At 60.7% G+C, this 23,599-nt stretch carries 24 protein-coding genes and 1 pseudogene; 11 read left to right on the forward strand and 14 right to left on the reverse strand.

Annotated elements, in window-relative coordinates; translation table 11 throughout:
* The first annotated feature begins 38 nt into the window (after positions 1-38).
* The 3 genes and pseudogenes from KU43P_RS16730 (at position 39) to KU43P_RS16740 (ending at position 2,996) form a co-directional block, all read left to right on the forward strand.
* Positions 39-1,027 (forward strand): annotated as a pseudogene (locus KU43P_RS16730) (5'-nucleotidase).
* An 83-nt stretch (positions 1,028-1,110) separates the two neighbouring features.
* Positions 1,111-1,641: a hypothetical protein gene (locus KU43P_RS16735; protein WP_317658482.1), complete on the forward strand. Its 531-nt coding sequence runs from the start codon at positions 1,111-1,113 to the stop codon at positions 1,639-1,641.
* Positions 1,638-2,996: a hypothetical protein gene (locus KU43P_RS16740; RefSeq protein ID WP_317658483.1), complete on the forward strand. Its 1,359-nt coding sequence runs from the start codon at positions 1,638-1,640 to the stop codon at positions 2,994-2,996. The genes KU43P_RS16735 and KU43P_RS16740 overlap by 4 nt, the downstream gene beginning before the upstream one ends.
* A gap of 64 nt (positions 2,997-3,060) precedes the next feature.
* Here KU43P_RS16740 and KU43P_RS16745 read toward each other — a convergent pair whose 3' ends face one another.
* Together KU43P_RS16745 and KU43P_RS16750 are read right to left on the reverse strand one after the other, a co-directional pair.
* Positions 3,061-3,816, reverse strand: coding sequence for a DUF3944 domain-containing protein (locus KU43P_RS16745; protein ID WP_317658485.1), 756 nt, complete (start codon positions 3,814-3,816; stop codon positions 3,061-3,063).
* A 115-nt stretch (positions 3,817-3,931) separates the two neighbouring features.
* Positions 3,932-4,648 carry a hypothetical protein gene (locus KU43P_RS16750; protein ID WP_317658486.1) on the reverse strand — a complete coding sequence of 239 codons (717 nt, stop codon included), beginning with the start codon at positions 4,646-4,648 and terminating at the stop codon, positions 3,932-3,934.
* A gap of 82 nt (positions 4,649-4,730) precedes the next feature.
* Between KU43P_RS16750 and KU43P_RS16755 the strand changes: the two genes are divergently transcribed.
* From KU43P_RS16755 to KU43P_RS16775, 5 genes are all read left to right on the forward strand, one after another.
* Entirely contained in the window at positions 4,731-5,264 is a 534-nt protein-coding gene (locus tag KU43P_RS16755; RefSeq protein WP_317658487.1) for an AAA family ATPase, read from the forward strand.
* 59 nt (positions 5,265-5,323) lie between these two features.
* On the forward strand, positions 5,324-6,094 hold the full coding sequence (locus tag KU43P_RS16760; protein WP_317658489.1) for an SDR family NAD(P)-dependent oxidoreductase: 771 nt from the start codon (positions 5,324-5,326) through the stop codon (positions 6,092-6,094).
* 378 nt (positions 6,095-6,472) lie between these two features.
* A complete protein-coding gene (locus tag KU43P_RS16765) occupies positions 6,473-7,714 on the forward strand; it encodes a molybdopterin-dependent oxidoreductase (RefSeq protein ID WP_317658491.1) in 1,242 nt (413 codons plus the stop codon).
* A 10-nt stretch (positions 7,715-7,724) separates the two neighbouring features.
* The gene (locus tag KU43P_RS16770; RefSeq protein ID WP_317658492.1) at positions 7,725-8,366 is read left to right on the forward strand and encodes a c-type cytochrome; all 642 of its coding nucleotides are present in this window, start codon (positions 7,725-7,727) and stop codon (positions 8,364-8,366) included.
* Positions 8,367-8,418: 52 nt separating this feature from the next.
* Positions 8,419-8,550 carry a DUF6434 domain-containing protein gene (locus tag KU43P_RS16775; RefSeq protein WP_317658494.1) on the forward strand — a complete coding sequence of 44 codons (132 nt, stop codon included), beginning with the start codon at positions 8,419-8,421 and terminating at the stop codon, positions 8,548-8,550.
* 101 nt (positions 8,551-8,651) lie between these two features.
* Here KU43P_RS16775 and KU43P_RS16780 read toward each other — a convergent pair whose 3' ends face one another.
* Positions 8,652-9,404, reverse strand: a complete 753-nt coding sequence (locus tag KU43P_RS16780; RefSeq protein ID WP_054903585.1) for a TerC family protein — start codon at positions 9,402-9,404, stop codon at positions 8,652-8,654.
* A gap of 26 nt (positions 9,405-9,430) precedes the next feature.
* Positions 9,431-9,670 (reverse strand): hypothetical protein, encoded by a 240-nt coding sequence (locus tag KU43P_RS16785; RefSeq protein WP_317658496.1) that lies wholly within the window; start codon positions 9,668-9,670, stop codon positions 9,431-9,433.
* A gap of 131 nt (positions 9,671-9,801) precedes the next feature.
* Here KU43P_RS16785 and nhaR point away from each other — a divergent pair, with 131 nt between their 5' ends.
* From nhaR to KU43P_RS16800, 3 genes are all read left to right on the forward strand, one after another.
* Positions 9,802-10,695: a transcriptional activator NhaR gene (gene nhaR, locus KU43P_RS16790; RefSeq protein ID WP_317658497.1), complete on the forward strand. Its 894-nt coding sequence runs from the start codon at positions 9,802-9,804 to the stop codon at positions 10,693-10,695.
* A gap of 105 nt (positions 10,696-10,800) precedes the next feature.
* Positions 10,801-12,012: a serine/threonine transporter SstT gene (gene sstT / locus KU43P_RS16795; protein ID WP_317658498.1), complete on the forward strand. Its 1,212-nt coding sequence runs from the start codon at positions 10,801-10,803 to the stop codon at positions 12,010-12,012.
* Between the two features lie 117 nt (positions 12,013-12,129).
* Positions 12,130-12,777 (forward strand): YceH family protein, encoded by a 648-nt coding sequence (locus tag KU43P_RS16800; protein WP_317658499.1) that lies wholly within the window; start codon positions 12,130-12,132, stop codon positions 12,775-12,777.
* A 5-nt stretch (positions 12,778-12,782) separates the two neighbouring features.
* On the opposite strand, the gene KU43P_RS16805 is transcribed toward KU43P_RS16800, so the two are convergent.
* The 10 genes from KU43P_RS16805 to KU43P_RS16850 all read right to left on the reverse strand — a co-directional run bounded on the left by KU43P_RS16805 (position 12,783) and on the right by KU43P_RS16850 (position 23,599).
* The gene (locus KU43P_RS16805; RefSeq protein ID WP_317658500.1) at positions 12,783-12,971 is read right to left on the reverse strand and encodes a hypothetical protein; all 189 of its coding nucleotides are present in this window, start codon (positions 12,969-12,971) and stop codon (positions 12,783-12,785) included.
* A 156-nt stretch (positions 12,972-13,127) separates the two neighbouring features.
* Positions 13,128-14,690 (reverse strand): alkyl hydroperoxide reductase subunit F, encoded by a 1,563-nt coding sequence (ahpF, locus tag KU43P_RS16810; RefSeq protein ID WP_317658501.1) that lies wholly within the window; start codon positions 14,688-14,690, stop codon positions 13,128-13,130.
* A 124-nt stretch (positions 14,691-14,814) separates the two neighbouring features.
* A complete protein-coding gene (ahpC, locus tag KU43P_RS16815) occupies positions 14,815-15,378 on the reverse strand; it encodes an alkyl hydroperoxide reductase subunit C (protein ID WP_008090543.1) in 564 nt (187 codons plus the stop codon).
* A 140-nt stretch (positions 15,379-15,518) separates the two neighbouring features.
* Positions 15,519-17,939 carry a fimbria/pilus outer membrane usher protein gene (locus KU43P_RS16820; protein ID WP_317658502.1) on the reverse strand — a complete coding sequence of 807 codons (2,421 nt, stop codon included), beginning with the start codon at positions 17,937-17,939 and terminating at the stop codon, positions 15,519-15,521.
* 58 nt (positions 17,940-17,997) lie between these two features.
* Entirely contained in the window at positions 17,998-18,735 is a 738-nt protein-coding gene (locus tag KU43P_RS16825) for a molecular chaperone (protein ID WP_317658503.1), read from the reverse strand.
* Positions 18,736-18,797: 62 nt separating this feature from the next.
* On the reverse strand, positions 18,798-19,328 hold the full coding sequence (locus KU43P_RS16830) for a fimbrial protein (protein WP_317658504.1): 531 nt from the start codon (positions 19,326-19,328) through the stop codon (positions 18,798-18,800).
* A gap of 195 nt (positions 19,329-19,523) precedes the next feature.
* Positions 19,524-20,879: a glutathione-disulfide reductase gene (gene gorA / locus KU43P_RS16835; RefSeq protein WP_317658505.1), complete on the reverse strand. Its 1,356-nt coding sequence runs from the start codon at positions 20,877-20,879 to the stop codon at positions 19,524-19,526.
* Positions 20,880-20,978: 99 nt separating this feature from the next.
* The gene (gene galU / locus KU43P_RS16840; RefSeq protein WP_317658507.1) at positions 20,979-21,818 is read right to left on the reverse strand and encodes a UTP--glucose-1-phosphate uridylyltransferase GalU; all 840 of its coding nucleotides are present in this window, start codon (positions 21,816-21,818) and stop codon (positions 20,979-20,981) included.
* Between the two features lie 219 nt (positions 21,819-22,037).
* Positions 22,038-22,952 (reverse strand): c-type cytochrome, encoded by a 915-nt coding sequence (locus KU43P_RS16845; RefSeq protein ID WP_317658508.1) that lies wholly within the window; start codon positions 22,950-22,952, stop codon positions 22,038-22,040.
* Positions 22,949-23,599 (reverse strand): c-type cytochrome, encoded by a 651-nt coding sequence (locus tag KU43P_RS16850; RefSeq protein WP_317658509.1) that lies wholly within the window; start codon positions 23,597-23,599, stop codon positions 22,949-22,951. The genes KU43P_RS16845 and KU43P_RS16850 overlap by 4 nt, the downstream gene beginning before the upstream one ends.

Genomic DNA, 23,599 nt, shown 5'->3' on the forward strand with positions numbered 1-23,599 from the left:
GTGTTTACCTATCCACGCACTCACCCGGGAAGCCACCCATGCCCTACCCCATCGAACAGAAACTCGTCGTCGGCGTCGCCTCCAGCGCCCTGTTCGACCTGACCGACTCTGACGCCATCTACCAGTCCGAAGGCGTCGACGCCTACCGCCTGCACCACGAAGAGCACCTCGACGTGCCCTTCCCCAAGGGCGTGGCCTTCCCCTTCATCCGCCGCTTCCTCAGCATCAACAAAGCCTTTCCCGAGCAATTGCCAGTGGAAGTGGTGTTGCTCTCGCGCAACTCCCCGGAAACCGGCCTGCGGGTGTTCCGCTCGATCGACCACTACGGCCTGGACATCACCCGCGCCGCCTTCATGTCGGGCCGCTCGCCTTACGAGTACATCCCCGCCTTCAACGCCTCGCTGTTCCTCAGCGCCCACGAAGGCGATGTGCAGCGCGCGATCGATGCCAACTACCCGGCAGGCCTGGTGCTGCCGACCCGCATCTACGACGACGAGATCGATACCGAGCTGCGCGTCGCCTTCGACTTCGATGGCGTGATTGCCGATGACGAGGCCGAGAGCGTGTACAAGCAACGGCTGGACCTGACCGAGTTCCAGGCTCACGAGCAAGCGCACAAGGCCATCCCCCACCAGCCGGGGCCGTTGGCCGACCTGTACCGCAAGCTCTCGCTGATCCGCCAACTCGAAGATCGCAAGCTGGTGCAGGATCCAGCGTACAAACGCATCCTGCGCATCGCCATCGTCACCGCGCGCAATGCGCCGTCCCATGAGCGGGTGGTGACGACGCTGAAGAACTGGGGCGTTTCGCCGGACGAATCGTTCTTTCTGGGGGGATGGAGAAGGAACGGGTGCTGCGGATTCTCAAGCCGCACATGTTCTTTGATGACCAGCGCAGTCACTTGAAGTCGGCGGCGGGGGATTTGCCGATGGTGCATGTGCCGTTTGGGGTGGCGAATAGAGGCTCGGAGATGCAGATGAACGAACAGCCAGAAACACTTCAAACCCCCAATCAAACCGTCGATTGAGTCGATAGCTACAGCTCACGCACCGCATGGATGGCTATGTGCCATAATCCCTGAGCTCAGGCCTGTCCGGCCAGAAAGACTGAATGCAGCCTTCAAGCAAACCAGAACAATTTGCATCGCTCATCTCACCCAAGGAAAGAGAAGTAATGGATAGCGTCGAGATCAACCGCATCAGGAACGAAGCAACTAAGCAGGTGAGAGCAATTCTCGATCAGCTTGAGAATGACTACCCGGGCGTTACTGAAGGGTTAGCAGCAGCGCTGGGCTCGACTGCCGGTGCTGCGGGCTCGTTTGGGGCACTCTATATGCTTGGCGTGACGGGGCTTTCCGCACCAGGCATCACCTCTGGTTTGGCGACAGCTGGCGCGTTGGTCGGCGGCGGTATGGTTGCAGGCATTGGAGTATTGGCTGCGCCAATCGCAATACTTGGCGTAGGCGGCTATGCATTGATGAAAAGCCGCAAGAATGCAAAGTTGGCCGCTGCACTGGGCGAGGCCATCAGTAAGCTTTACAACATTCAAGAACGGCTGATGAAAAATGCCGAGACCTTCAAAGCTGAAATTGCAGCCATCAAACAGACCATCGACATGCTCACGAGGAAAAAGCCATCGTGAGCCACGGTCCCTACAAGGATGAAGTCAGCGCCCTGGGGCTGCTGAATGATCGATCACAAGCCATCAGCGCCTCGCATGATCAAATTGCCTCGGACATTCAACTTATCCGGGAACAGTTGTTAACCCTTGCGGGCGGGCTGGATATGCCCGCTGAAGAAATAACTCCCGGCGCCGCTGCTGAGGTTGGCGAGCAGCAGAGCATCGATGTTCCTATCGCAGACATTTATGCTCAAGCGCGAATGAGACATCCCGATGCCCGCCTCAGTGATGTGCTGAATGACGACGATTACAGCACAATCGATCAACGACTGAACGCTCAATTGCAGGCATTTAATGCTCGCTACAACCTGGACGGATGGGACTATGCGATCGCTGGCTGCAGCGGTTTGTTTTCCGGTGTGCTCGATCTTCTCTTCGTTCGAGGGCCCGCCAAACCAGGCACAAAATGGAACACTCCCGTAGACGGGACTTTCAACAGCTGGGTTCAACAGCTACTGAACACGTGGCTCCCTCCGGAACTTTCCAAAAAGTTGGGAGATGCCTGCAAGATCGGCGCACCGGACAGTTCGGTATGGACTGACCTTATCGGGGCCCCCGATAAGGTCTTGAACCCTATCAATCATCGGCTTCGTTCCTTGGCGCATGACCCGATCCTGGGCTTCTTCTATGGCGTCTATGACATGATCCACGGCACATGCACAGTGGTGGTCAATGGGCAAGTCATGCAGCTACCCAGCAAAAAAGGCCCAACAGAAGGAAACCTCTTCCAATTGCTCGGCAAAATGTTCGGTCACTTGCTGTCAGACCTGAATGCTCCGTCAGCGAAAGGTAACAGAGGCATGGGGTTACCTGCGCCGTTCATGGGACTGCTGCGCATGTTTGAAAACCTTGAAATCGACGGCGTTTCATTCGGTAAGCAAATCGAATGGATGTATACCCAGGGCTACGATTTCAGGCAGTTTCTGGTGACGAGCGTGCCCGCCGTCATCATGGAAGTCATCATGCGGGTGTTCTATGTGGTGAAACAGGTCGCGATCAACGGCGCGACATTCTCCCAAGCCTTCATAGAGACTCTGCCGGGTCAAATGAGCCCCCGCTTCAGAATCATGCTCGCCATAGCCTATGGCGCGAGCAGTGCAGTCAATGCGGGGAAAATGTATGTGAGCCGAAACCTGCTGGACCTGAACTACGCAGCCTGGATGGGCCTTGTGTGGAACGGCAGCTTTGCGTTGAAGTGGTCACTCTACGATCGTCATGTGCAGTTTTGGGAAGAAGTGGAACTCTACGAACTGAAACACATAGGGCAACACATAGAGAAGCTCGACGATTTATTGGAGCGCTCCCGGATGCTATGACGGGTAGCACCCCATTAGCCTCGCTATGCGTGCTGGCCAGCCATCAGCTGACCAGCACGTTCATTTAACTGAAACTGATCTCAGCGGCCTGCTTGGCGTAGAGATGCTTTTGGCGCAGTGCAGCAACCTGAATTACAGCAGGGATAGTTACGCGGTATGCACTGCCTGCGATATCCACAGCCGTCCACAGCCCCGTGATTGCCCAGCCAATAGGCCCAGTCAGCACAGCCATGGTTCTGGCTAATGCAGCATTCGCTGCCAACGAAAGACCACGGCCGATAAGCTGTTTGAGCACAGCGTTAACGATGATCAAGGTCAACTTGTAGGAACTGAACCCGCCTGCACGGAAAACAGCCTGGAAGATACCCGTCATCGCTTCGGCCGTAAGGCCACTGGTATTTTTCATACCTGTTGCCGTTGCAAGTTCGCGCAACTCCTCGGGGGTCATTTTTTCCAGCGCATCGGAAAGAATTTTCATCAGAAGGCAAGACTCAATTTTCTCAACGCTGGCGTCTTTGTTGTAGTTGACCTTCAGCTTGTCACACACATCCGTCAACACCTCCTTGTACTCCACGCCTTTACCGCCACGGAAAATCGTGGCGAAGGTGTTGGCCCCGAAGCATTGGATTTCGGCAGCGATGAGATCCCAGTATTCATGGTGGTCGGGATGATGAGCCTTGTAGCGGTCATTGACTGTCAGCTCTTCCGTAAAGCGAACGCTACCGTCTTTATCGTGCGTGAGGCAGTACACTAGATCATTCAGGTCGGACGATTCCATGCGACCCAAGAATGCCAAATCACTGTCTTCCCGATATGCCATTTGAAACGTCCTTTTCATCCAGTCTGCTTAGGTCAAGGCGGCAGCACGCCGCCATAAATCACGATTGCTCACAGGTGTGCGGCACACGACCACTGCAAGCATGATGGCGTGCACGCTACGCCGCACTGCGTCTCGTCGCCCGCAACCGCTGCTCAAGGAGCAGGACCACACCCGGGTAATGTCTACCCTTGTTGCAGTAGTCTGCATTTCCGATACGCGGAAAAATAAAGGCAAAGTCACGATCGGCGCTGCCATCGCCGATACAGCCGATAGATTCAAGCCAGGGCTCAAGGTAAGACTTCACCTTCGCTTCGCACACATCCCCTAACTTGCCACCCTCCGGGCAAACTTCTTTGAGGGGTATGGTCGGCACGACAAAGGTCGCTGCGAACCTGCAATTTGCTTCATGGGCTTGGAGATCACCGGCATCATGCCAGGCGGCCTGCTTTGCCAGAGCGATATAGGAGTAGCCATCGGCACGTGCCCCTATTGGCTGGTTGGCCTGCTTTGCCTCAAAAGCGAAACTGATTTCGGGGGACCTTACATACAGATCGCAGCGACCATTGCGCAACTTGTCACCATGGTCTACGCCCGGTGACAACGTTCTCATTCGTTTCGATGTTGTGAACTCTTCTAGTGCAACCCATCCATCAAGTGTCCATGCCGCGCCAGCCAACGTACTGAGAATGGCCCGCTCGTTATACCACCATGGATTGTCTTGAAAGCTGGTCGTATAACGCTCAATGGTGGCTAGCCAAGCGGTCAGCAATTTATGCAATTCAGCATTCGGCTCTTGGGTAGACACCGACGTCCATGTACTTTCTGCTACCACGATAGTCTCTTTAGTAACTTGAAAAAACGAATGATATCATGCAGCCACTATGCTGCAAGTACACCCACGACAGGAAGTCCCCATGCAACGAATCGTCATCCTAGGCAACGGCGGCAGCGGCAAGTCCACCCTCGCCCGCGCACTGGGCGAGCGTCTGAACCTCTGCGTGGTGCACCTGGACAAACTCTTCTGGGAACCCAACTGGACCGAGCCCGACGCCGAACAGTTTCGTGACCGCGTGCGCGAGGCCGTTGCCGGTGATGCTTGGGTGTGCGAAGGCAACTACGCCCGCCGCACGTTCGACCTTCGCCTGCCAAAAGCGGATTTGATCATCTGGCTCGACACACCTCGGCTCACCTGTTTCATGCGGGTACTGCTGCGCCTGCTTCGCAACCAACCACGCCCCGATCGTGCGGCAGGCTGTGAGGAAAGGTTCGAGCTGGCATTTCTCAAGTTCGTATGGACATTCGACCAGAGTTACCGACAAGGCATCGAAGCCGTTCGCGAGAAAGTCGGGCCGCAGGTGCCTACGCTTCACTTGCGTGGCAAGCGCGAAGTCAGGGCGTTTCTCGAAGGGCTACCAGCAAACCCTGCGGCGATGATCAACGGAGTTTAAGCCGCGAGAAAGGGTCTACCCGTTGAGGTGAGTGATCCACCGCTGCCCGAGGTGCTGAGATGCCCCTGATTCCCGAACTGAATGGCAAGGCCAATGTGCTGGTGTGCGGTGCAAGCCGGGGTATTGGGTTGGCTTTGTGCACGGCGTTGTCGAGCCGCGATGATGTCGCCCAGGTGTGGGCAGTCTCACGTAACGCCAGCCACGATGACGGGCTCGTGGCACTCGCCAAGCAACAAGGTGAGCGCATTGCGCTGATGGATTGCGATGCTTGTGACGAGTATGCACTCGCAGCGCTTGCGAGCGAGGTCGGCTGTTCCTGCCATCATCTTCACTTGGTCATCAGTACCTTGGGCATTCTTCATCAGGAAGGTGCCAGGGCGGAGAAGTCGTTAGCGCAACTCGACTTGGCCAGCCTGCAGGCGAGCTTCGCGACCAACGCATTCGCGCCGATACTGCTGCTCAAGCATCTGCTGCCGCTTTTGCGCAAAGGGCCCGCGACTTTTGCAGCGTTGTCGGCCAGGGTTGGCTCGATCAGCGACAATCGATCAGGCGGGTGGTACAGCTACCGGGCGAGCAAGGCGGCGCTGAATCAGTTGCTGCATACAGCGAGCATCGAACTGCGGCGACTGAACCCAGCGGCAACGGTGTTGGCGCTGCACCCTGGCACGACCGACACAGTGTTGTCGCGTCCGTTTCAAGCCAATGTTCCAGCAGGAAAGCTGTTCGAGCCCGCGTTTGCAGCCCAATGCATGCTCGAACAGATAGAACGGCTAGGCCCATCCGACAGCGGTGGCTTCTGGGCCTGGGACGGTCGCCCCATACAATGGTGATGCAGGAGCGGCCTGTGTCGCGATGGACCGCAAAGCGGCCCCCGCTGCCTGTCAGGCCCGCATGCACTTCGCTGCGCCAATGACCATGAAGGCCGCACCCGGTATCCAGATTCCTGGGTTCGAAGTGCCCAAACCCACCGCAAGCAAACCAATACCTACAGCCAACATCAGCGTTCTCCCTTCCTGGAAATATCCCTTTCACAAGCCGCTCATTTAAGCATAACGACTGCCATTGTCATCGATTGCCAAGTCAATGACGTCGAATGTAAAGCACCCTGGCGGCACATCTGGATACTGACGCCTTCAAGCCGGATGCGCGCCCCTGATCCCTGGCCGGAGGCAATCAAGCGCAGCCCAAGCAATCAAAGGGAATTCAGGATGAAACTCAGCTTTATCGATAGCGCTCACCTCAGCCGCCGGCGTGTGCTGCGCGATGGCTTCGCCCTCGCCGTGGCGACCAGCCCATTGATCAGCCTGGCCAAGGCCGCCGAGGAACCCACCGAGGACGTCAGTGTTGCCGCCGGCCCGCGGCCCTTGGTGCAATACCCGCAGAAGCGACCGCTGACGTTGGTAACCACTCGCCCTCCCCATCTCGAAACGCCGTTCCGAGTCTTCAACGAGGGCGCCATTACCCCGAATGACGCGTTCTTTGTCCGCTACCACCTGGCCAACTTTCCCACCAGCATTGACCCGGATACCTACCGCCTGACGATCAAAGGCGCGGTCGATACCCCCTTGTCACTCTCCCTCGCCGAACTCAAGGCACTTGGTGAGACGATAGAGGTAGTGGCCGTGAACCAATGCTCGGGCAACAGCCGAGCGTTCTCGATGCCACGCGTGTTCGGGGCCCAACTGGGCAATGGTTCCATGGGCAACGCCCGCTGGCTGGGCGTTCCGCTCAAGACGGTGCTGGCAAAGGCAGGCGTGAAAGCCGGCGCGAAACAGGTGACGTTCGACGGCCTCGACAAGCCGGTGCTTGCGAGCACGCCAGACTTCATCAAGGCCTTGGACATCGACCACGCCATGAACGGCGAGCCCTTGATTGCCTGGTCCATGAACGGCGAGGCATTGCCCTTCCTCAACGGCTACCCCATTCGCCTCGTGGTACCTGGCTATTTCGGCACCTATTGGGTCAAGCACCTGAGTGAGATCGAAGTGCTCGACCACACTTACGAAGGGTTCTTCATGGCGAAGGGCTACCGTCTACCCGACAACGACTGCCTGTGCGTCGCGCCCGGTACCACACCGGCGAAGACGCGACCGATCGCCAAGTTGCCTGTGCGCAGCTTCATCACCAGCGTCAGCCACAACGATGTGTTGCCGCTGAAGCACTCCGTTGTGCTCAAGGGCATCGCCTTTGATGGCGGCGCAGGGATCAGCAAAGTGGAAGTGTCGATCGACGGTGGCAAGCAGTGGCGCGAAGCCGCACTTGGGCAGGACCTCGGCCGCTTTTCCTTCCGTGAATGGACACTGCTGATCAACTTCGCCCACCGAGGCGCGACGCAACTGCTGGTGCGAGCTTCCAATAACGCAGGGGAAACCCAGCCACTTCGCGCCGACTGGAATCCCGGCGGCTACCGTCGCAACGTCGTGGAATGCACCCACGTCACCATTGCCTGAGGGAGGCAGCATGAATCGCATGAAGTTCGTGGCCGCCCTGCTCTTTGCAACGCCGGCTTGCTGGATTGCCATGGCGCAGGCAGCGCCCATGTCGATCACATTGCCGCCGGAAACGGCTGCACTCAAACCCAGTACACTGCCGGGTTATGCCTTGGCGCAACAGAAATGCTCGACCTGCCATTCTGCCGATTACATCAACTTCCAACCGCCAGGCATGAGCCTGGAACAGTGGACGGCAGAAGCGAGCAAGATGAAAAACACGTACGGCGCGCCGATCAGTGATGAAGATGTGAGCATCATCGGCGCCTACCTGGCGACCACCTACGGCACTGCCCAGGCAAGTGACGCTGCGGTGCAAACGGCCTCTCATCCAGCGAAGGCTGAGGCAGTGCCTGCTGCAAAAAGCGATGCCATGGCGTTGCTACAGAACAATGCCTGCCTGTCGTGCCACGCCCTTGATCACAAGGTGGTCGGCCCGTCTTATCACGAGGTGGCCGCCAAATATGCCGGCGATGCGCAGGCACTGGAGAAAGTGACGGCCAGTATTCAGCAAGGCGGCGCTGGCAAGTGGGGCAATGTGCCCATGCCGGCGTTTGCGCAGTTGAAAGCGGATGATCTGAAAGCGCTGGCGACGTTCATTCTTCAGCAATAACTAACCCGTCACACAAGCGTGCGGCCCATCAAGGCCGCACTTTGATTTTGCATTGCTTACCCGCAACACGCAGAAAGTGCGACAGTTTCTGGTGAGTGAGTGCGGGGATGCTTTCAAGTTTGATCGCGCCTTCATGGCCTGGCTCAAGAGCGGGGCACTGGATAATACGTCGAGTGCTTCATGATTCAGGCAGTACTTGCAAACTCAGCCCTCACAAAGACACTGGGGGCCTCAGTGGGAACCGACTGGTTGGCAAAAGGGGCGCAAAGCGCCCCCCGTATCACATCACCCCTCAGCCGCCTCACGCTTGAGCCGTGCCCGTCGCGCCAGGATGTTGAGGATCTCGATCACCGTCGAGAAGGCCATCGCGGCATACACGTACCCCTTCGGCACATGAGCACCGAAACCTTCGGCGATCAGGGTCATGCCGATCATGATCAGGAAGCCCAGGGCCAGCATCACCACGGTCGGGTTGTCGTTGATGAAGTTGGCCAGCGGGTCGGCGGCTACCATCATCACGATCACAGCGGTAATCACGGCGATGATCATGATCGGCAGGTGCTCGGTCATGCCCACGGCGGTGATGATGCTGTCGACCGAGAACACGATGTCCAGCAGCAGGATCTGGAAGATCGCCGCCGCAAAGCCCAGGGTGACCGTGGACGAGACCTTGGCCTCTTCCTTGGCCCCGTGCGGGTCGACGTTCTCGTGGATTTCCTTGGTGGCCTTCCACAGCAGGAACAGGCCACCGGCGATCAGGATCACGTCCTTCCAGGAGAAGGCGTTGCCGAACACTTCGAACACCGGGTCGGTCAACTGCACGATCCAGGCCACGGTGCTGAGCAGGGCCAGGCGCATCACCAGGGCCATGCTGATACCGATGCGCCGCGCTTTGGAGCGGTACTCCAGCGGCAGCTTGTTGGTCAGGATCGAGATGAAGATCAGGTTATCGATACCCAGTACCACTTCCATGGCCACGAGGGTAGCCAGGGCAACCCAGGCGGTGGGGCTTGCGGCGAGTTCCAGCAAATATTCCATGTTTCAATCCTGCAAACGGTTCTGGTTCAGATGTCCTGGGTCTTTTCTTGCGGCTCGGCTTGCTTGGGCTTCTGCCCTTCGCTGCCGATGGCATCGCTCAGGGCCTCCTGGGCGGCCTTGTTGGTGTCATCGATGGCCTGCTTGGCCGACTTGGCGGCCTGGTCGAGCATCTGCTGGGCAGACTTCTCGGCCTGATCGCAGCCCGCTAGGCTCACTAGCGCCAAGGCTAGCACCAGCGGAGTACCGATGGATTTGAGTTGCAACATGAGGTCCTCGCTTGTCGATATCCGTGCGGCGCGCAACGCGCCTGATGGGGTCGCATTCTAGATGCCCTAACACATCCGGAAAATTCGTTTTTTCAGCGTGTATACTTCGGTTTTTACGAATCGAGAATGGCATGCTCAATTACCGCCAGCTCCACTACTTCTGGGCCGTGGCCAAGACTGGCAGTATCGCCCGTGCCAGCGAGCAGCTGAATTTGACCCCGCAAACCATCAGCGGGCAAATCAGCCTGTTCGAGCAGACTTATGGCCTGGATCTGTTCCAGCGCGTCGGCCGGCAGCTTGAGCTGACCGAAACGGGTCGCCAGGCTCTGGTCTATGCCGAGCAGATGTTCCAGATCGGCGGCGAGCTGGAGGCCATGCTGCGGGCCGGCCCGCAGGAGCAGATTCTGTTTCGCGTCGGCGTCGCCGACGTGGTGCCCAAGTCGATCGTCTATCGCCTGCTGGCACCGACCATGGAGCTGGACGATGTGCTGCGCATCAACTGCCGCGAGGATAAGCTCGAGCGCCTGCTGGCAGACCTGGCGATCCAGCGCCTGGACTTGGTGATTTCCGACAGCCCGATGCCTACTCACCTGGATATCAAGGGTTACAGCCAGAAGCTCGGTGAATGCGGCCTGAGCTTTTTCGCCACCCCCACCCTGGCCCAGCGCCATGCCGGCGCCTTCCCCGCCTGCCTGCAGGATGCCCCATTGCTGATCCCCGGGCAGGAAACCGTGGTCCGCAGCCGTCTGCTGCGGTGGCTGGGCGAGCAACAGGTGCAGCCGCGAATCATTGGCGAGTTCGACGACAGTGCCTTGATGCAGGCATTCGGCCAGTCCGGCAGCGGCATTTTCGTGGCGCCGAGCGTGATTGCCGAGGAAGTGTGCCGGCAATACGGCGTCGAGCTGATTGGGCAGACGGATGCGGTGCTTGAGTCGTTCTATGCCATTTCGGTGGAACGCAAGGTGAAACATCCAGGGATCGTGGCAATTACGGAGGGTGCGCGACGGGAGCTGTTCCATTGGTGATGAGCCTGGCCATTTCGCGGGCATTCCTTGCACAAGGGTCGGAACTTACCTACTAAGGTCTATGGTAAAGTCGCGCCCTTTCACGCTATCGAGACAGCGCTGCACATGACCCCTGTTTTCCGCCTCCTCAACCGTACCAGCCTGGTGACCCAGATCGTCATCGGCTTGGTCGCCGGTATCGCCCTAGCCCTGCTGGCGCCGGCCATCGCCCGCGACCTGGGCTTCCTCGGCAAGGTGTTCGTCAGCGCCCTCAAGGCCGTCGCGCCGGTGCTGGTGTTCATCCTGGTCATGGCGTCGATCGCCAACCATCGCCACGGCCAGGAAACCCACATTCGCCCGATCCTTTGGCTGTACCTGCTGGGCACCTTCGCGGCAGCGGTGGTCGCCGTGGTGGCCAGCATGCTGTTCCCCTCGCAACTGGCCCTCAGCACCAGCGAGGCCACGCTCAGCGCACCAGGCGGCATCGCCGAGGTGCTGCAGAACTTGTTGCTCAGCGCCGTGGACAACCCGATCAACGCCCTGCTCAAGGCCAACTTCATCGGCATCCTGACCTGGGCCATCGGCCTGGGCGTGGCTTTGCGCCACGCCGGCGACACTACCCGTAAAGTGGTCGAAGACCTGTCCAACGGTGTAACGTTAATCGTGCGCGTGGTCATCCGCTTCGCGCCGCTGGGCATCTTCGGCCTGGTCAGCTCCACCCTCGCCCAGTCGGGCCTGGGCGCCCTGCTCGGCTACCTGCACCTGCTGGCGGTACTGATCGGCTGCATGCTGTTCGTGGCGCTGGTGATGAACCCGCTGATCGTATTCTGGAAGATTCGCCGCAACCCGTATCCGCTGACGCTGCTGTGCCTGCGCGAGAGCGGCATCACGGCGTTCTTCACCCGCAGCTCGGCGGCCAACATCCCGGTCAACCTGGCGCTTTCGGAGCGTCTGGGCCTGCACGAAGACACCTACTCGGTGTCGATCCCGCTGGGTGCGACCATCAACATGGCCGGCGCGGCGATCACCATCACCGTGCTGACCCTGGCGGCGGTGCATACCTTGGGTATTGCGGTCGACCTGCCAACCGCCGTGCTGCTCAGCTTGGTCGCGGCGGTTTGCGCCTGCGGTGCTTCGGGCGTTGCGGGTGGGTCGCTGTTGCTGATTCCGCTGGCGTGCAGCCTGTTCGGCATTCCTAGCGAGATCGCCATGCAAGTGGTGGCGGTGGGCTTCATCATCGGCGTGTTGCAAGACTCGGCGGAGACGGCGTTGAACTCTTCGACCGATGTGCTGTTTACTGCGGCGGCGTGCCAGGCTGAAGAGCGGCGCGGCGCTTGAGGATGCTGGGGCCGCTTTGCGGCCCTTTCGCCGGCAAGCGGGCAATGAGCCCAGTGATTGCTTAAGCCAGGCGCTTTACCTACGCTAGGGGCCTTTTCCTCGCAATGAGACTGGGCCATGTCAGAACACGAAACCGCAGGTGAAGGCCGCTTCAGCAGTATCGAGATCCGCATTCTCGGCTCGCTGATCGAAAAACAGGCCACCAGCCCGGAAAGCTATCCACTGACCCTCAATGCCCTGGTCCTGGCCTGCAACCAGAAAACCAGCCGCGAACCCGTCATGAACCTGAGCCAAGGCCAGGTCGGCCAGGCCCTGCGCACCCTCGAAGGCCAGCACATGACCCGCCTGCAGATGGGCAGCCGAGCCGACCGCTGGGAGCAACGGGTGGACAAGGCCCTGGAACTGGTGCCAGCACAGCTTGTGCTGATGGGCCTGATGTTCCTGCGCGGCCCGCAAACCCTCAACGAACTGCTGACCCGCAGCAACCGCCTGCACGACTTCGACGACACCGAACAGATCCAGCACCAGCTGGAGCGCCTGATCTCCCGCGGCCTGGCCTTGCACCTGCCGCGCCAGGCCGGCCAGCGCGAAGACCGCTACACCCATGCGCTGGGTGACCCGGCGGAGATCGAGGCAATCCTTGCTGCACGCCAGCAGGAAGGTGGCGCCCGCAGCAGCGGCGGTGGTGTATCGGAAGAGCGCATCGAAGCCCTGGAAGCGCGGATTGCAGCGCTGGAGGCGCGCCTGGCCGAACTCGAAGGCTGAGCCGTTCAAAGTTCCGGTTCGGGGAAGTTGCGGCAACTCTTGCGTTCGGCCAGCTCCTTGTCACTGGGGCGCTGGTCGACGAACACGGTACGGCCGTCGGCGTAGATCTCGAGGTAGCCCCAGTGCAGGTCCTGCTCCTTCTGCCCGGGCTTGGGTGGCACTAGCCACCAGGGTTCGCGGCTGATCAGGGTCATGAGGGGATTCCTGAGAGGGTCTGCTGTAATCATAGACACCCTCCGTCTGTAATGACCTCATCGCCGGCAAGCCGGCTCCCACAGGTACTCCACAACCCTTGAGGCCAGTGTTGTACCTGTGAAAGCCGGCTTGCCGGCGATGGGGCCAATGCAGGCTTACGCCGGAGCAGAGGTCCGAATCAGGTGGTCGAAGGCAGCCAGCGATGCCTTGGCCCCCTCACCCACCGCGATGACGATCTGCTTGTACGGCACCGTGGTCACGTCACCGGCAGCAAACACGCCAGGAATGTTGGTCGCGCCTTTGGCATCGACGATGATTTCGCCACGCGGCGACAGCTCGACCGTGCCCTTGAGCCAATCGGTGTTCGGCAGCAGGCCGATCTGTACGAAGATGCCTTCCAGCGCCAGGTCGTGCACTTCATCCGTGGCGCGGTCCTTGTAGCGCAGTCCTGTCACTTTTTCGCCATTGCCCACCACCTCGGTGGTCAGCGCGCGGGTGATGACCTTGACGTTGGGCAGGCTGTGCAACTTGCGCTGCAACACCGCGTCGGCGCGCAACTGGCTGTCGAACTCGATCAGCGTCACCTGGGCGACGATGCCGGCCAGGTCGATGGCCGCTTCCACGCCGGAGTTGCCGCCGCCGATCACCGCTACGCGCTTGCCCTTGAACAGCGGGCCGTCGCAGTGCGGGCAGTAGGCCACGCCACGGGCGCGGTATTCCTGCTCGCCCGGCACGTTCATCTCACGCCAGCGGGCACCGGTAGCCAGGATCACGGTCTTGGCCTTGAGCGAGGCACCGCCGGCCAGGCGCACTTCGTGCAGGCCGCCGTCAGTGGCCGGAATCAGCGCTTCGCCGCGCTGCAGGTTCATGATGTCGACGTCGTACTGCTTGACGTGCTCTTCCAGCGCCGTGGCCAGTTTCGGCCCTTCGGTTTCCTGCACCGAGATGAAGTTCTCGATGGCCAGAGTGTCGAGCACCTGGCCGCCGAAACGCTCGGCTGCGACACCGGTACGGATACCTTTGCGCGCTGCGTAGATCGCTGCCGCAGCACCCGCTGGGCCACCGCCGACCACCAGCACGTCAAAGGCGTCCTTGGCGTTGATCTTCTCGGCCTGGCGGCTGCCCGCACTGGTGTCGATCTTGCCGAGGATCTCTTCCAGGCCCATGCGGCCCTGGCCGAACACTTCGCCGTTCAGGTAGATGCTCGGCACCGCCATGATCTTGCGGCTTTCGACTTCGTCCTGGAACAGCGCGCCGTCGATGGCCACGTGGCGGACGTTGGGGTTGAGCACTGCCATCAAGTTCAGCGCCTGGACCACGTCCGGGCAGTTCTGGCACGACAGCGAGAAATAGGTCTCGAAGGTGAATTCGCCTTGCAGCCCCTGGATCTGCTCGATCACTTCGGCGCTGGCCTTGGACGGGTGGCCGCCGACTTGCAGCAGCGCCAGCACCAAGGAGGTGAATTCGTGGCCCATGGGGATACCGGCAAAGCGCAGGCTAATATCCGCCCCCGGGCGATTGAGCGAGAACGATGGACGACGGGCGTCATCACCGTCCGCGCGCAGGGTAATCAGGTTCGACAGGCCGGCAATTTCCACCAGCAGGTCGTGCAGTTCGCGAGACTTCGCGCCGTCGTCGAGGGAGGCTACGATCTCGATCGGCTGTGTGACCCGCTCCAGGTAGGTTTTCAGTTGCGATTTAAGCGTGGCGTCCAACATACGGGCGATTCCTTTTTCAAACTTCGGATACAAAAACGCCCAGGCGATAGCGCCCGGGCGTTTGACGGGGCAGTGAGTACTTCAGCTGTGGCGGCTGCTCACCGCCCGCGACGGGTGCATGGCCTCAGATCTTGCCGACCAGGTCCAGCGATGGCGCCAGGGTAGCTTCGCCTTCTTTCCACTTGGCTGGGCACACTTCGCCTGGGTGGGCAGCGACGTACTGGGCAGCCTTGACCTTGCGCAGCAGCTCGCTGGCGTCACGGCCTACACCGCCGTCGTTGATTTCGACGATCTTGATCTGGCCTTCCGGGTTGATCACGAAGGTACCGCGATCGGCCAGGCCGGCTTCTTCGATCAACACGTCGAAGTTGCGCGAGATGACGTGGGTCGGGTCACCGATCAGCGGGTACTTGATCTTGCCGATGGTGTCCGAGGTGTCGTGCCAGGCTTTGTGGGTGAAGTGGGTGTCGGTGGATACACCGTAGATCTCCACGCCCAGTTTCTGGAACTCGGCGTAGTTGTCAGCAAGGTCACCCAGTTCGGTCGGGCAGACGAAAGTGAAGTCGGCCGGGTAGAAGAACACGACAGACCACTTGCCCTTCAGGTCCGCTTCGCTTACCTGAACGAATTCGCCGTTGTGGAAGGCGGTGGCGTTGAACGGTTTGACCTGGCTGTTGATGATAGGCATGAGAGACGCTCCTTCATGGGGTTGAAATCAGTTGACGGAGAGAATCCTAACCGCTGGTCGCCATTAAGGCTCATTGGCAAACCTCATGCTCATGATTGGTTTTGGCTATAAGCATTTCTGTTCGATAGATTGTTTGATTCCTACGACTTTTCGCCCGTGCACAGATGGGCAGCCTGCACCTGATCAGCGGAGAGCTCATAGACGATCGAGCAGCGCTCATCGTCCTCATCCCCCCACTTCACCTCGAGCGTGCCCGCATCGGCATTCGAGCGTACATGCAGCCGGCTGCCCTGCCCGACCATGCCTAGCTCATTGCCCTGCGCATCGAGGACTTGCGCACCGAACGGCAAGGCTCCGCCATCGTCGAAACGGCCGTGCAAGGTGAATTGACGGCCACTGCGTGTCGGGAAATGCAGCAGCGACACTGCGCCGGCATGCGGCACCACCGACTGTGCGGCCAGCAGCAGTTCGGTATCGCGCGACATGCCTTTGGGGTCGAGCTCGATCGTATTGACGCTGTAAGGCGACAGCGAGGGGGCGACCGCGTAGCCACGGCGATCGAGCTTCACATGAGGGTGCTGGCGTATGTGCGCAGCATCGGCACCTGGAGCATGGACAATGGCAAAACTCTCGCCCAAGGGTGGGGCCGCGAGAACGCCGCCCTGGTGGGCGACCAAGGCACCTTGCGCCCCCAGCGTAGCCTGGCGATAACCACGGCGGCTCGACAATGAACCACTGAACTCACCTTTCGCCCCCCGGTGGAGCAAGTTGGCATCGAAGCCACTGCTGGCCCGCTCACCTTCCTGGTGCACCAGCGCCAGGCCATGCCCCCATTGCCCATGGTCCCCCGCCGTACCACTCCAGCGAACACTGGAGCTGCCCTTTCCTTGTGAATCCCTGTTGAGTGCGGTAGCAAGCGAAGACCGGCGCCGCTCGCCAAAGGGCATACTGGCATTGACCGTCAGGGTATTGATGGGCGCCCTTGCTGCACGCAGTTCGCGGTTCAGGTTGATGCCGTAGCTGAGCGAACCGAGGTTGTTGTTGTATCCGACCGAGTAACTGTCACTGCTGCGGCCAGCCCGACTCTGACGCAAACTGGCCCTGAGGTTGAAGCGCCCGCCCCGCTCACCCAGCTGCTGATCGAGCCCCAGGCCCGCCTGCCAATCGAGCGAGTCGAGGCGGGCACCGCCGCGTACACGCGCATAATCATTGAAGCTGTAATACCCTGGCCCCTCACTACGAGTCAGTGACGCGCTCAGGTCGGTTGAGGTCGTGCTCAAGCGCTGGCGCCAGCTCAAACGCCAGGCCTGGCCTCGCACCTGTTGATCTCGAGCCAGCGTGGCGCTTGCGTGATAGCCGGTCAGCCCCAGTGCACCAAATCCGGTGTTGATGGCCACGCCCATGGCGCTACCCAGGTAATCCTCGGCGACCCAGGTACCACCGTGCACGCTGAAGCGGTTGTCCAGCCCTTGCTGCCAGCTACCCTCTACGAAACCTGGGCCCGATCGCCCTTGCGCCTCGCGCCACACGCCGCTGGCCAGTTCGAAACGCTTGGCGCCCGGTCGCAGTGCAAGCGGTGCTGTCTGATAAGGCAGGAAGAAGGTTCTGACGCTGCCATCCGACTCGCGCAGTGTCACCTCCAGGTCATCATTCAGACCGCTGGCGTACAGGTCATCGATTTCAAACGGCCCCGGTGCCACCGTCGACTCATGCAACAGCATGCCGCGCTGGCGGATACTCAACAGCGCGGTGCTGTTGGCAACGCCCCTGACCACAGGTGCATAACCACGCTGCTCCTGCGCCAGCATGCGCTGGTCGCTGCCCAACAATACGCCACGCATGGCGCTGCCTTCAAACACCTCCGAGCCGCTGTAACCGTCGCCCAGCGTCAATTGAGCGGACCAGGCAGGAATATCCCGACGCACCGAAGTGGCTACCGGCTGGTAACGCGAAGGCATACCTGTGGACGCCTGCCAGCTCCCCTCATGGCGCCAGTACCATCGGCCGCTGTTGAACCCCGCGCGCACACCCAGGTAGGTCTGACGGGTGGTCTGGTCTTGTTCGAGGTCATGCTGCTCGTAAACATTGAGGCGATAGTCGAAGAAGGCAGCCGTTACGCCACTGTCCCAGTTTTCCGGTGGCAGGTATCCGCTGGGCAGACGCAACAGCGCCTGCTGCGGGATCTGCAGGTCCAGCTGCAGGTTGCCGAAATCCAGCGACTCGCTGGCAGCCGAAACACTTTCAACCAGCGCGATGCAGGCTTCCTTCTGCTGCAGTCGCTCGCGCACCTCGCGGCTCAGCCGTTGCGTGTCCACGCCCAACTTCAACAGCAGTGGCTCGCTGTAACAGGGCGTCGGCGCCTGGTGCTGCTCCTGCACGCTCAGGGGCATTCGGTGGCGCCCCATCCATTGCTGATTCACTGTCACATCGAGGGTGTAGATACCCTCGGGCACTGTCGCGCCCTGCTCGAAGCGACGCAGGTCGACCGATGTGCCGTCTCGCAGCAGCCCAGGGTCGAACTCGATCGCAGCGGCAGGGCCTGCGAGGTATCCGCTCAACACGCATGCGGCCATATGGCGCCTTCGCACAATGTTCGTGAAACACATGATGCAACGCGCCTCAGTCTGCCAAACGCACGTTCACCGCTTCCGGCGCCTCGCGCGCGGCACCGTAATCATCAATGAAGGCATAACGCAGTCGAGCGGCTGCCTGGCTGGGCATGCCCTCGACCTTGAAGCGCGCGCTGGCGAACGGCAGCACGTGATCAGGTTCCAGGGACACCGCAGCCCGTCCATCCTGGAGCAGCGTCAAACTGGCCAGGTTGACCACGAAGGGGCTGGCATTGCTGGCCTGCAACGTCCATTGCCCATCTTCCTGCAGCCACTGCCAGGAGACCCGATGGTGAGCATTCACGGATTTGCCCTGCAAGCCATCGGGCCGGTACAGCAACTTGATGCGCGAGCGCAATGCCACCTGCAGGGAATTGCCCGCTCCCTTTGGCGGCACTTCAAGCACGTTGAGCCAATAGAGACTTTCGCGGTCGGCGGGCATCCCATCACCTTCCTGGAACAGTCTCAGGCTCTGCCCCTTTCCGGCATCCAGGCGGAACATGGCCGGCATTACACTGAACGGAACCTGCAGATCCTGCACCTGGGCTTGCGGGCGACCATCGTCGACCCAGGCTTGAACCAACGATGGCGTGGTTCCCTCATGGCTGAGTTTGACCGTCACTTCGGACTGGGCAGCTGGAAAGACTACGCGGGTGTTGGCAATGACCACGTTGGCGGCGAGATGAGGCGATGCCAGGCAGGCAGCCAGCAGCACTCCCCGCCGCAAGGCGTTGAAGAACGGACGCATGATATTCGAACTCAGGAACATGAAGAAAAGGCAGCCCTTGCCGGGCTGCCTTCAAAAAGGTGTTACAGGTAGTCCAGCGAGTACTGCACGCGGGTTGAAACCAGGCCCTGCGTGGTCCCGCCGGTGGAGTAGTAACGGGCGGAGTAACGCAACGTTGCGCTGCCACCGACGATGGGAACCTGCTGAGAATTCTGGCTGCCCTTGGGCGCCGCCAGGTTCATGGGCGCCTGCGAGTCGTTGAGCAACTCCAGCTGGACATTCTCGCTACCGCCGTCGTCCACGATCAGGCGACCTTCCGGACTGATCGTCGCGCCCGGTTCGAAATAGGTTGACACCCGGGTGACGCCAGGTGCGCAGCTGGAAAGGTTCAACTGGAAAGGCGTCAGGCCAGCGGTTTGACCCGGGCGCGCCAGCAGCGACGCGTTCACCTCCGGCAGCGAAACCGGCAGGTCGCCACTACCTCCGTTGACCACGCAGGTGGGCGCCATTATACGGCCATCGAAACTGATTTGACCGAAATCGGCCTGTGCTGCCTGAGCCCAGAACAGCAGGGTACAACTGCTTGCAAGCAAGGACTTCGAGAAAGTGTTCATAGTCACCTTGTCATACTGATGGAAAAGCCCGGCAATGGCTGCCGGGCTGCAACCGCTCTGCGCGGCGGGATGCAGTATCAATAAGGTGACTAGGCAAAAATGTAGGATGACTCAACAGTCAGCCTAGCGAAACAGGTAAAGCCGCCGTAGGAAACATGACCCCATTTAACCGAGGCCATATTTCCTCCCCTCTCGTCAGCGGGTGACCGTGCGCAGGGTGACGAACTCTTCGGCTGCGGTCGGATGCACACCGATCGTCTCGTCGAACTGTTGCTTGGTAGCACCCGCTTTCAGCGCGATACCCAGGCCCTGGATGATCTCGCCGGCATCGGGGCCAACCATGTGGCAGCCCAGCACCTTGTCGGTCTCGGCATCCACCACCAGCTTCATCAGGGTCTTTTCCTGGATGTCGGTGAGGGTCAGCTTCATGGCACGGAAGCGGCTCTCGAAGATCTGCACCTTGTGCCCAGCTTGCAGCGCCTGCTCCTCGGTCAGACCGACGGTACCGATCGGCGGCTGGCTGAACACGGCGGTCGGGATGTTCTGATAGTCGACCGGGCGATACTGCTCGGGCTTGAACAACCGACGCGCCACTGCCATGCCTTCGGCCAGGGCAACCGGAGTGAGCTGCACACGGCCGATCACATCGCCAATGGCCAGGATCGACGGCGCGGTGGTCTGGTACTGCTCGTCAACCCGGATGAAGCCGCGCTCGTCCAGTTCGACGCCGGTGTTTTCCAGCCCCAGGTTGTCCAGCATCGGGCGCCGGCCCGTGGCATAGAACACGCAGTCGGCCTCCAGCTCACGGCCATCCTTGAGGGTGGCCTTGAGGCTGCCATCTTCGAGCTTGTCGATACGCTGGATGTCGGCGTTGAACTGCAGGTCCAGGCCGCGCTTCTCCAGCTCTTCCTTGAGGTGGGTGCGCACCGAACCGTCGAAACCGCGCAGGAACAGGTCACCGCGGTACAGCAAGGTGGTCGCAGCGCCAAGGCCCTGGAAGATGCCGGCAAACTCCACCGCGATGTAGCCACCGCCCACCACCAGTACCCGACGTGGCAGGTCCTTGAGGTAGAAGGCCTCGTTGGAGGTGATGGCCAATTCCTTGCCCGGAATGTCCGGCACCTGTGGCCAGCCACCGGTGGCAATGAGGATGTGTTCGGCGCTGTAGCGCTGGCCGTCCACCTCCACCTCGTTGGCGCCGGTCATGCGTGCATGGCCCTGCAGCAGGGTTACGCCGCTGTTGACCAGCAAGTTGCGATAGATGCCATTGAGGCGCTCGATCTCGCGGTTCTTGTTGGCGATCAGGGTGCCCCAGTCGAAATGCCCTTCTTCGAGGGTCCAGCCGAAACCGGCTGCCTGCTCCAGCTCATCGGCGACGTGGGCGCCGTACACCAGCAGTTTCTTGGGCACGCAACCGACGTTGACACAGGTGCCACCCAGGTAGCGGCTCTCGGCCACCGCCACTTTCGCACCGAAGCCCGCGGCGAAACGCGCCGCACGTACACCGCCGGAACCGGCACCAATCACGAACAGATCAAAATCGTAGGCCATGTATTCAGTCTCCTTGGCTGGCGCCCAGCATACCGCCGTTGGCAGCCGCAAACAAAAAAGCCACCCCGAAGGGTGGCTTTTTCAACCGGGCGTGGCGAATCAGTACGCCTTGCCGGTCTTGTAGTAGTTCTCGAAGCAGAAGTTGGTGGCGTCGATGTAGCCTTCGGCGCCGCCGCAGTCGAAACGCTGGCCCTTGAACTTGTAGGCAATCACGCAGCCGTTCTGCGCCTGCTGCATGAGCGCGTCGGTGATCTGGATCTCGCCACCTTTACCCGGTGGGGTGTTCTTGATGATGTCGAAGATATCAGGGGTCAGGATGTAACGACCGATGATCGCCAGGTTCGACGGCGCGTCTTCCGGAGCCGGCTTCTCGACCATGTTGGTCACACGGAAGATGTCGTCGCGGATCATGTCGCCGGCGATGACGCCGTACTTGTTGGTTTCCTGCGGGTCGACTTCCTGGATGGCAATGATCGAGCAGCGGAACTGGTTGTACAGCTTGACCATCTGGGTCAGCACGCCGTCACCTTCCGGGTTCACGCACAGGTCGTCAGCCAGGACCACGGCGAACGGCTCGTCGCCGATCAGCGGACGGCCGGTCAGGATGGCATGGCCAAGGCCTTTCATTTCGGTCTGGCGGGTGTAGGAGAAGGAGCATTCGTTGAGCAGGCGACGGATGCCGACCAGGTATTTTTCCTTGTCGGTGCCCTTGATCTGGTTTTCCAACTCGTAGCTGATGTCGAAGTGGTCTTCCAGGGCGCGCTTGCCGCGGCCGGTGACGATGGAGATCTCGTTCAGGCCGGCGTCCAGCGCCTCTTCAACGCCATACTGGATCAGTGGCTTGTTGACCACCGGCAGCATTTCCTTGGGCATGGCTTTGGTAGCAGGCAGGAAGCGGGTGCCGTAACCGGCTGCCGGGAACAAGCATTTTTTGATCATATACGTCCTTAAACAAAGGCTGGGCCTGTGGAATTCGGCGCAGTCTAATCAGGCGGCAGTCACCTTACAATGCCCCCGCCTGTGGCCGACCGGTGCCAACATAGAGATAACCCAGTGTAGATAGTTCCGGCGGATCGTAAATATTACCCGCAACAAAGACAGCCGGCAGGCACAGCCCCTCCGTCGGCAAGGGGCGGCGCCACGCCAGGGTGCAGGCCGTCAACTGCCGGTGCCACGCCCGATCAGCACACCCTCGAGCTGCTGGCCATACAGGTTGACGCCATCGTTGGCATGGAACTTCAACCGGGTTTTCTCGACCGAGCCTTCCACCAGGCGCGGGTCCTGCGGTCGCTCGTGGCGGTTGACCCAGGCGGCGACGTCCCAGGCCTGCTGATCGCTCAGGCTGCCGGGCTTGCCCAGGGGCATGTTGTACTTGATGAACGACGCCGCCGTGTTGATGCGGTGCATGCCGGCCCCCCAGTTGTAGGAGTCCTTGCCCCACAAGGGCGGCATCACGTAGTCACCGGCCACCTTCTGCCCTTCGCCATTGTCGCCATGGCAGATCGCGCATTGCTCGCGGTACACCTGCTCCCCACGCTTGAAGTCGTAGCCACCCTTAGGCTGTGGCACATCGGGATAACCGCGGCCGGCGATTTCCACACCGGTAGGCGCCTTGGTCGACAGCCAGTAGGCATACACCGACAACGCGGTCATCTGCGGGCTGTCTGCGGCCGGCGGCTTGCCGTTCATGCTGAACTGGAAACAGCCCTGAATGCGCTCGGCATAGGTATTGACCTTGTCATTCTTCTTGCGATAGGCCGGGTACATCGGGTAGGCGCCCCACATCGGCGCGGAGTGGGCCAGGCGACCCTGATCGAGGTGGCAGTTGCTGCAGTTGAGGCCATTACCAACCGCCTCGGGCATCAGCCGGCGGGTATCGACGAACAGCGCATGGCCTTCGCGGACCATCTTGCCGAAGGCGTTGTCCGGCAGCTCGCTCTCGGCCGGCGGCGTGAACTGCGGGGCGGCCTGCACGCCTGGCACCTGGAGCTGGGACTGGTCTTCCATGGCGATGGGCGCGGCCTGCGCATTCCCGATGGCGGCGAACAACAGGGTGGGCATCAGTGCTCTCATGGCTTGACCTCCGTGCCGGCGGGGTTGGCAAAGTACTCAGCGATCGCCTTGACCTCGGCATCGGTCATGGCCTTGGCCACACCGACCATCAACTGGTTGGGGTCGTTGCTGCGGCTGCCATCACGCCAGCCGTTGAGTTGCGCCATCAGGTAAGGCGCAGGCTGCCCTGCCAAGGGCGGAAAGTGCTCGCCGACGCCGCTGCCACCGGGGCCATGGCATTGCACGCAGCCGGGTATCTGTCGGTTCCAGTCGCCATAGAGGGCCAGGCGTGCGGTGGGGTTGTCGGCAATCTGTTGCCGGCGGTGATCCGGTGCGGGGGCGCTGGGCAGGCTGGCGAGGTAGGTGCTGACGGCGCTGATTTCAGCGTCGGTCAGGGCCTTGGCCAGCGGTTCCATCACCGGCTGCTTGCGCGTGCCGTTGCGCCAGTCCTGCAATTGCTTGCTCAGGTAGCCGGCCGGCAGGCCCGCCAGGCGCGGGAACCCGGCAGCAGCAATACCTTTGCCGTCCGGGCCGTGACAGCTCATGCAAGCCATGGCAGCGGGGTTGGCCCCGCCCTGGGTGAAGATCTTCTGGCCATCGGCGGCGTGCGCCGTGGGCCAGGCCAGGATCAGCAAGCTGCTGATCACGACTCGACTCATCGGGGTCAT

The sequence above is a fragment of the Pseudomonas sp. KU43P genome, from assembly GCF_033095865.1.
Classification (GTDB): domain Bacteria; phylum Pseudomonadota; class Gammaproteobacteria; order Pseudomonadales; family Pseudomonadaceae; genus Aquipseudomonas.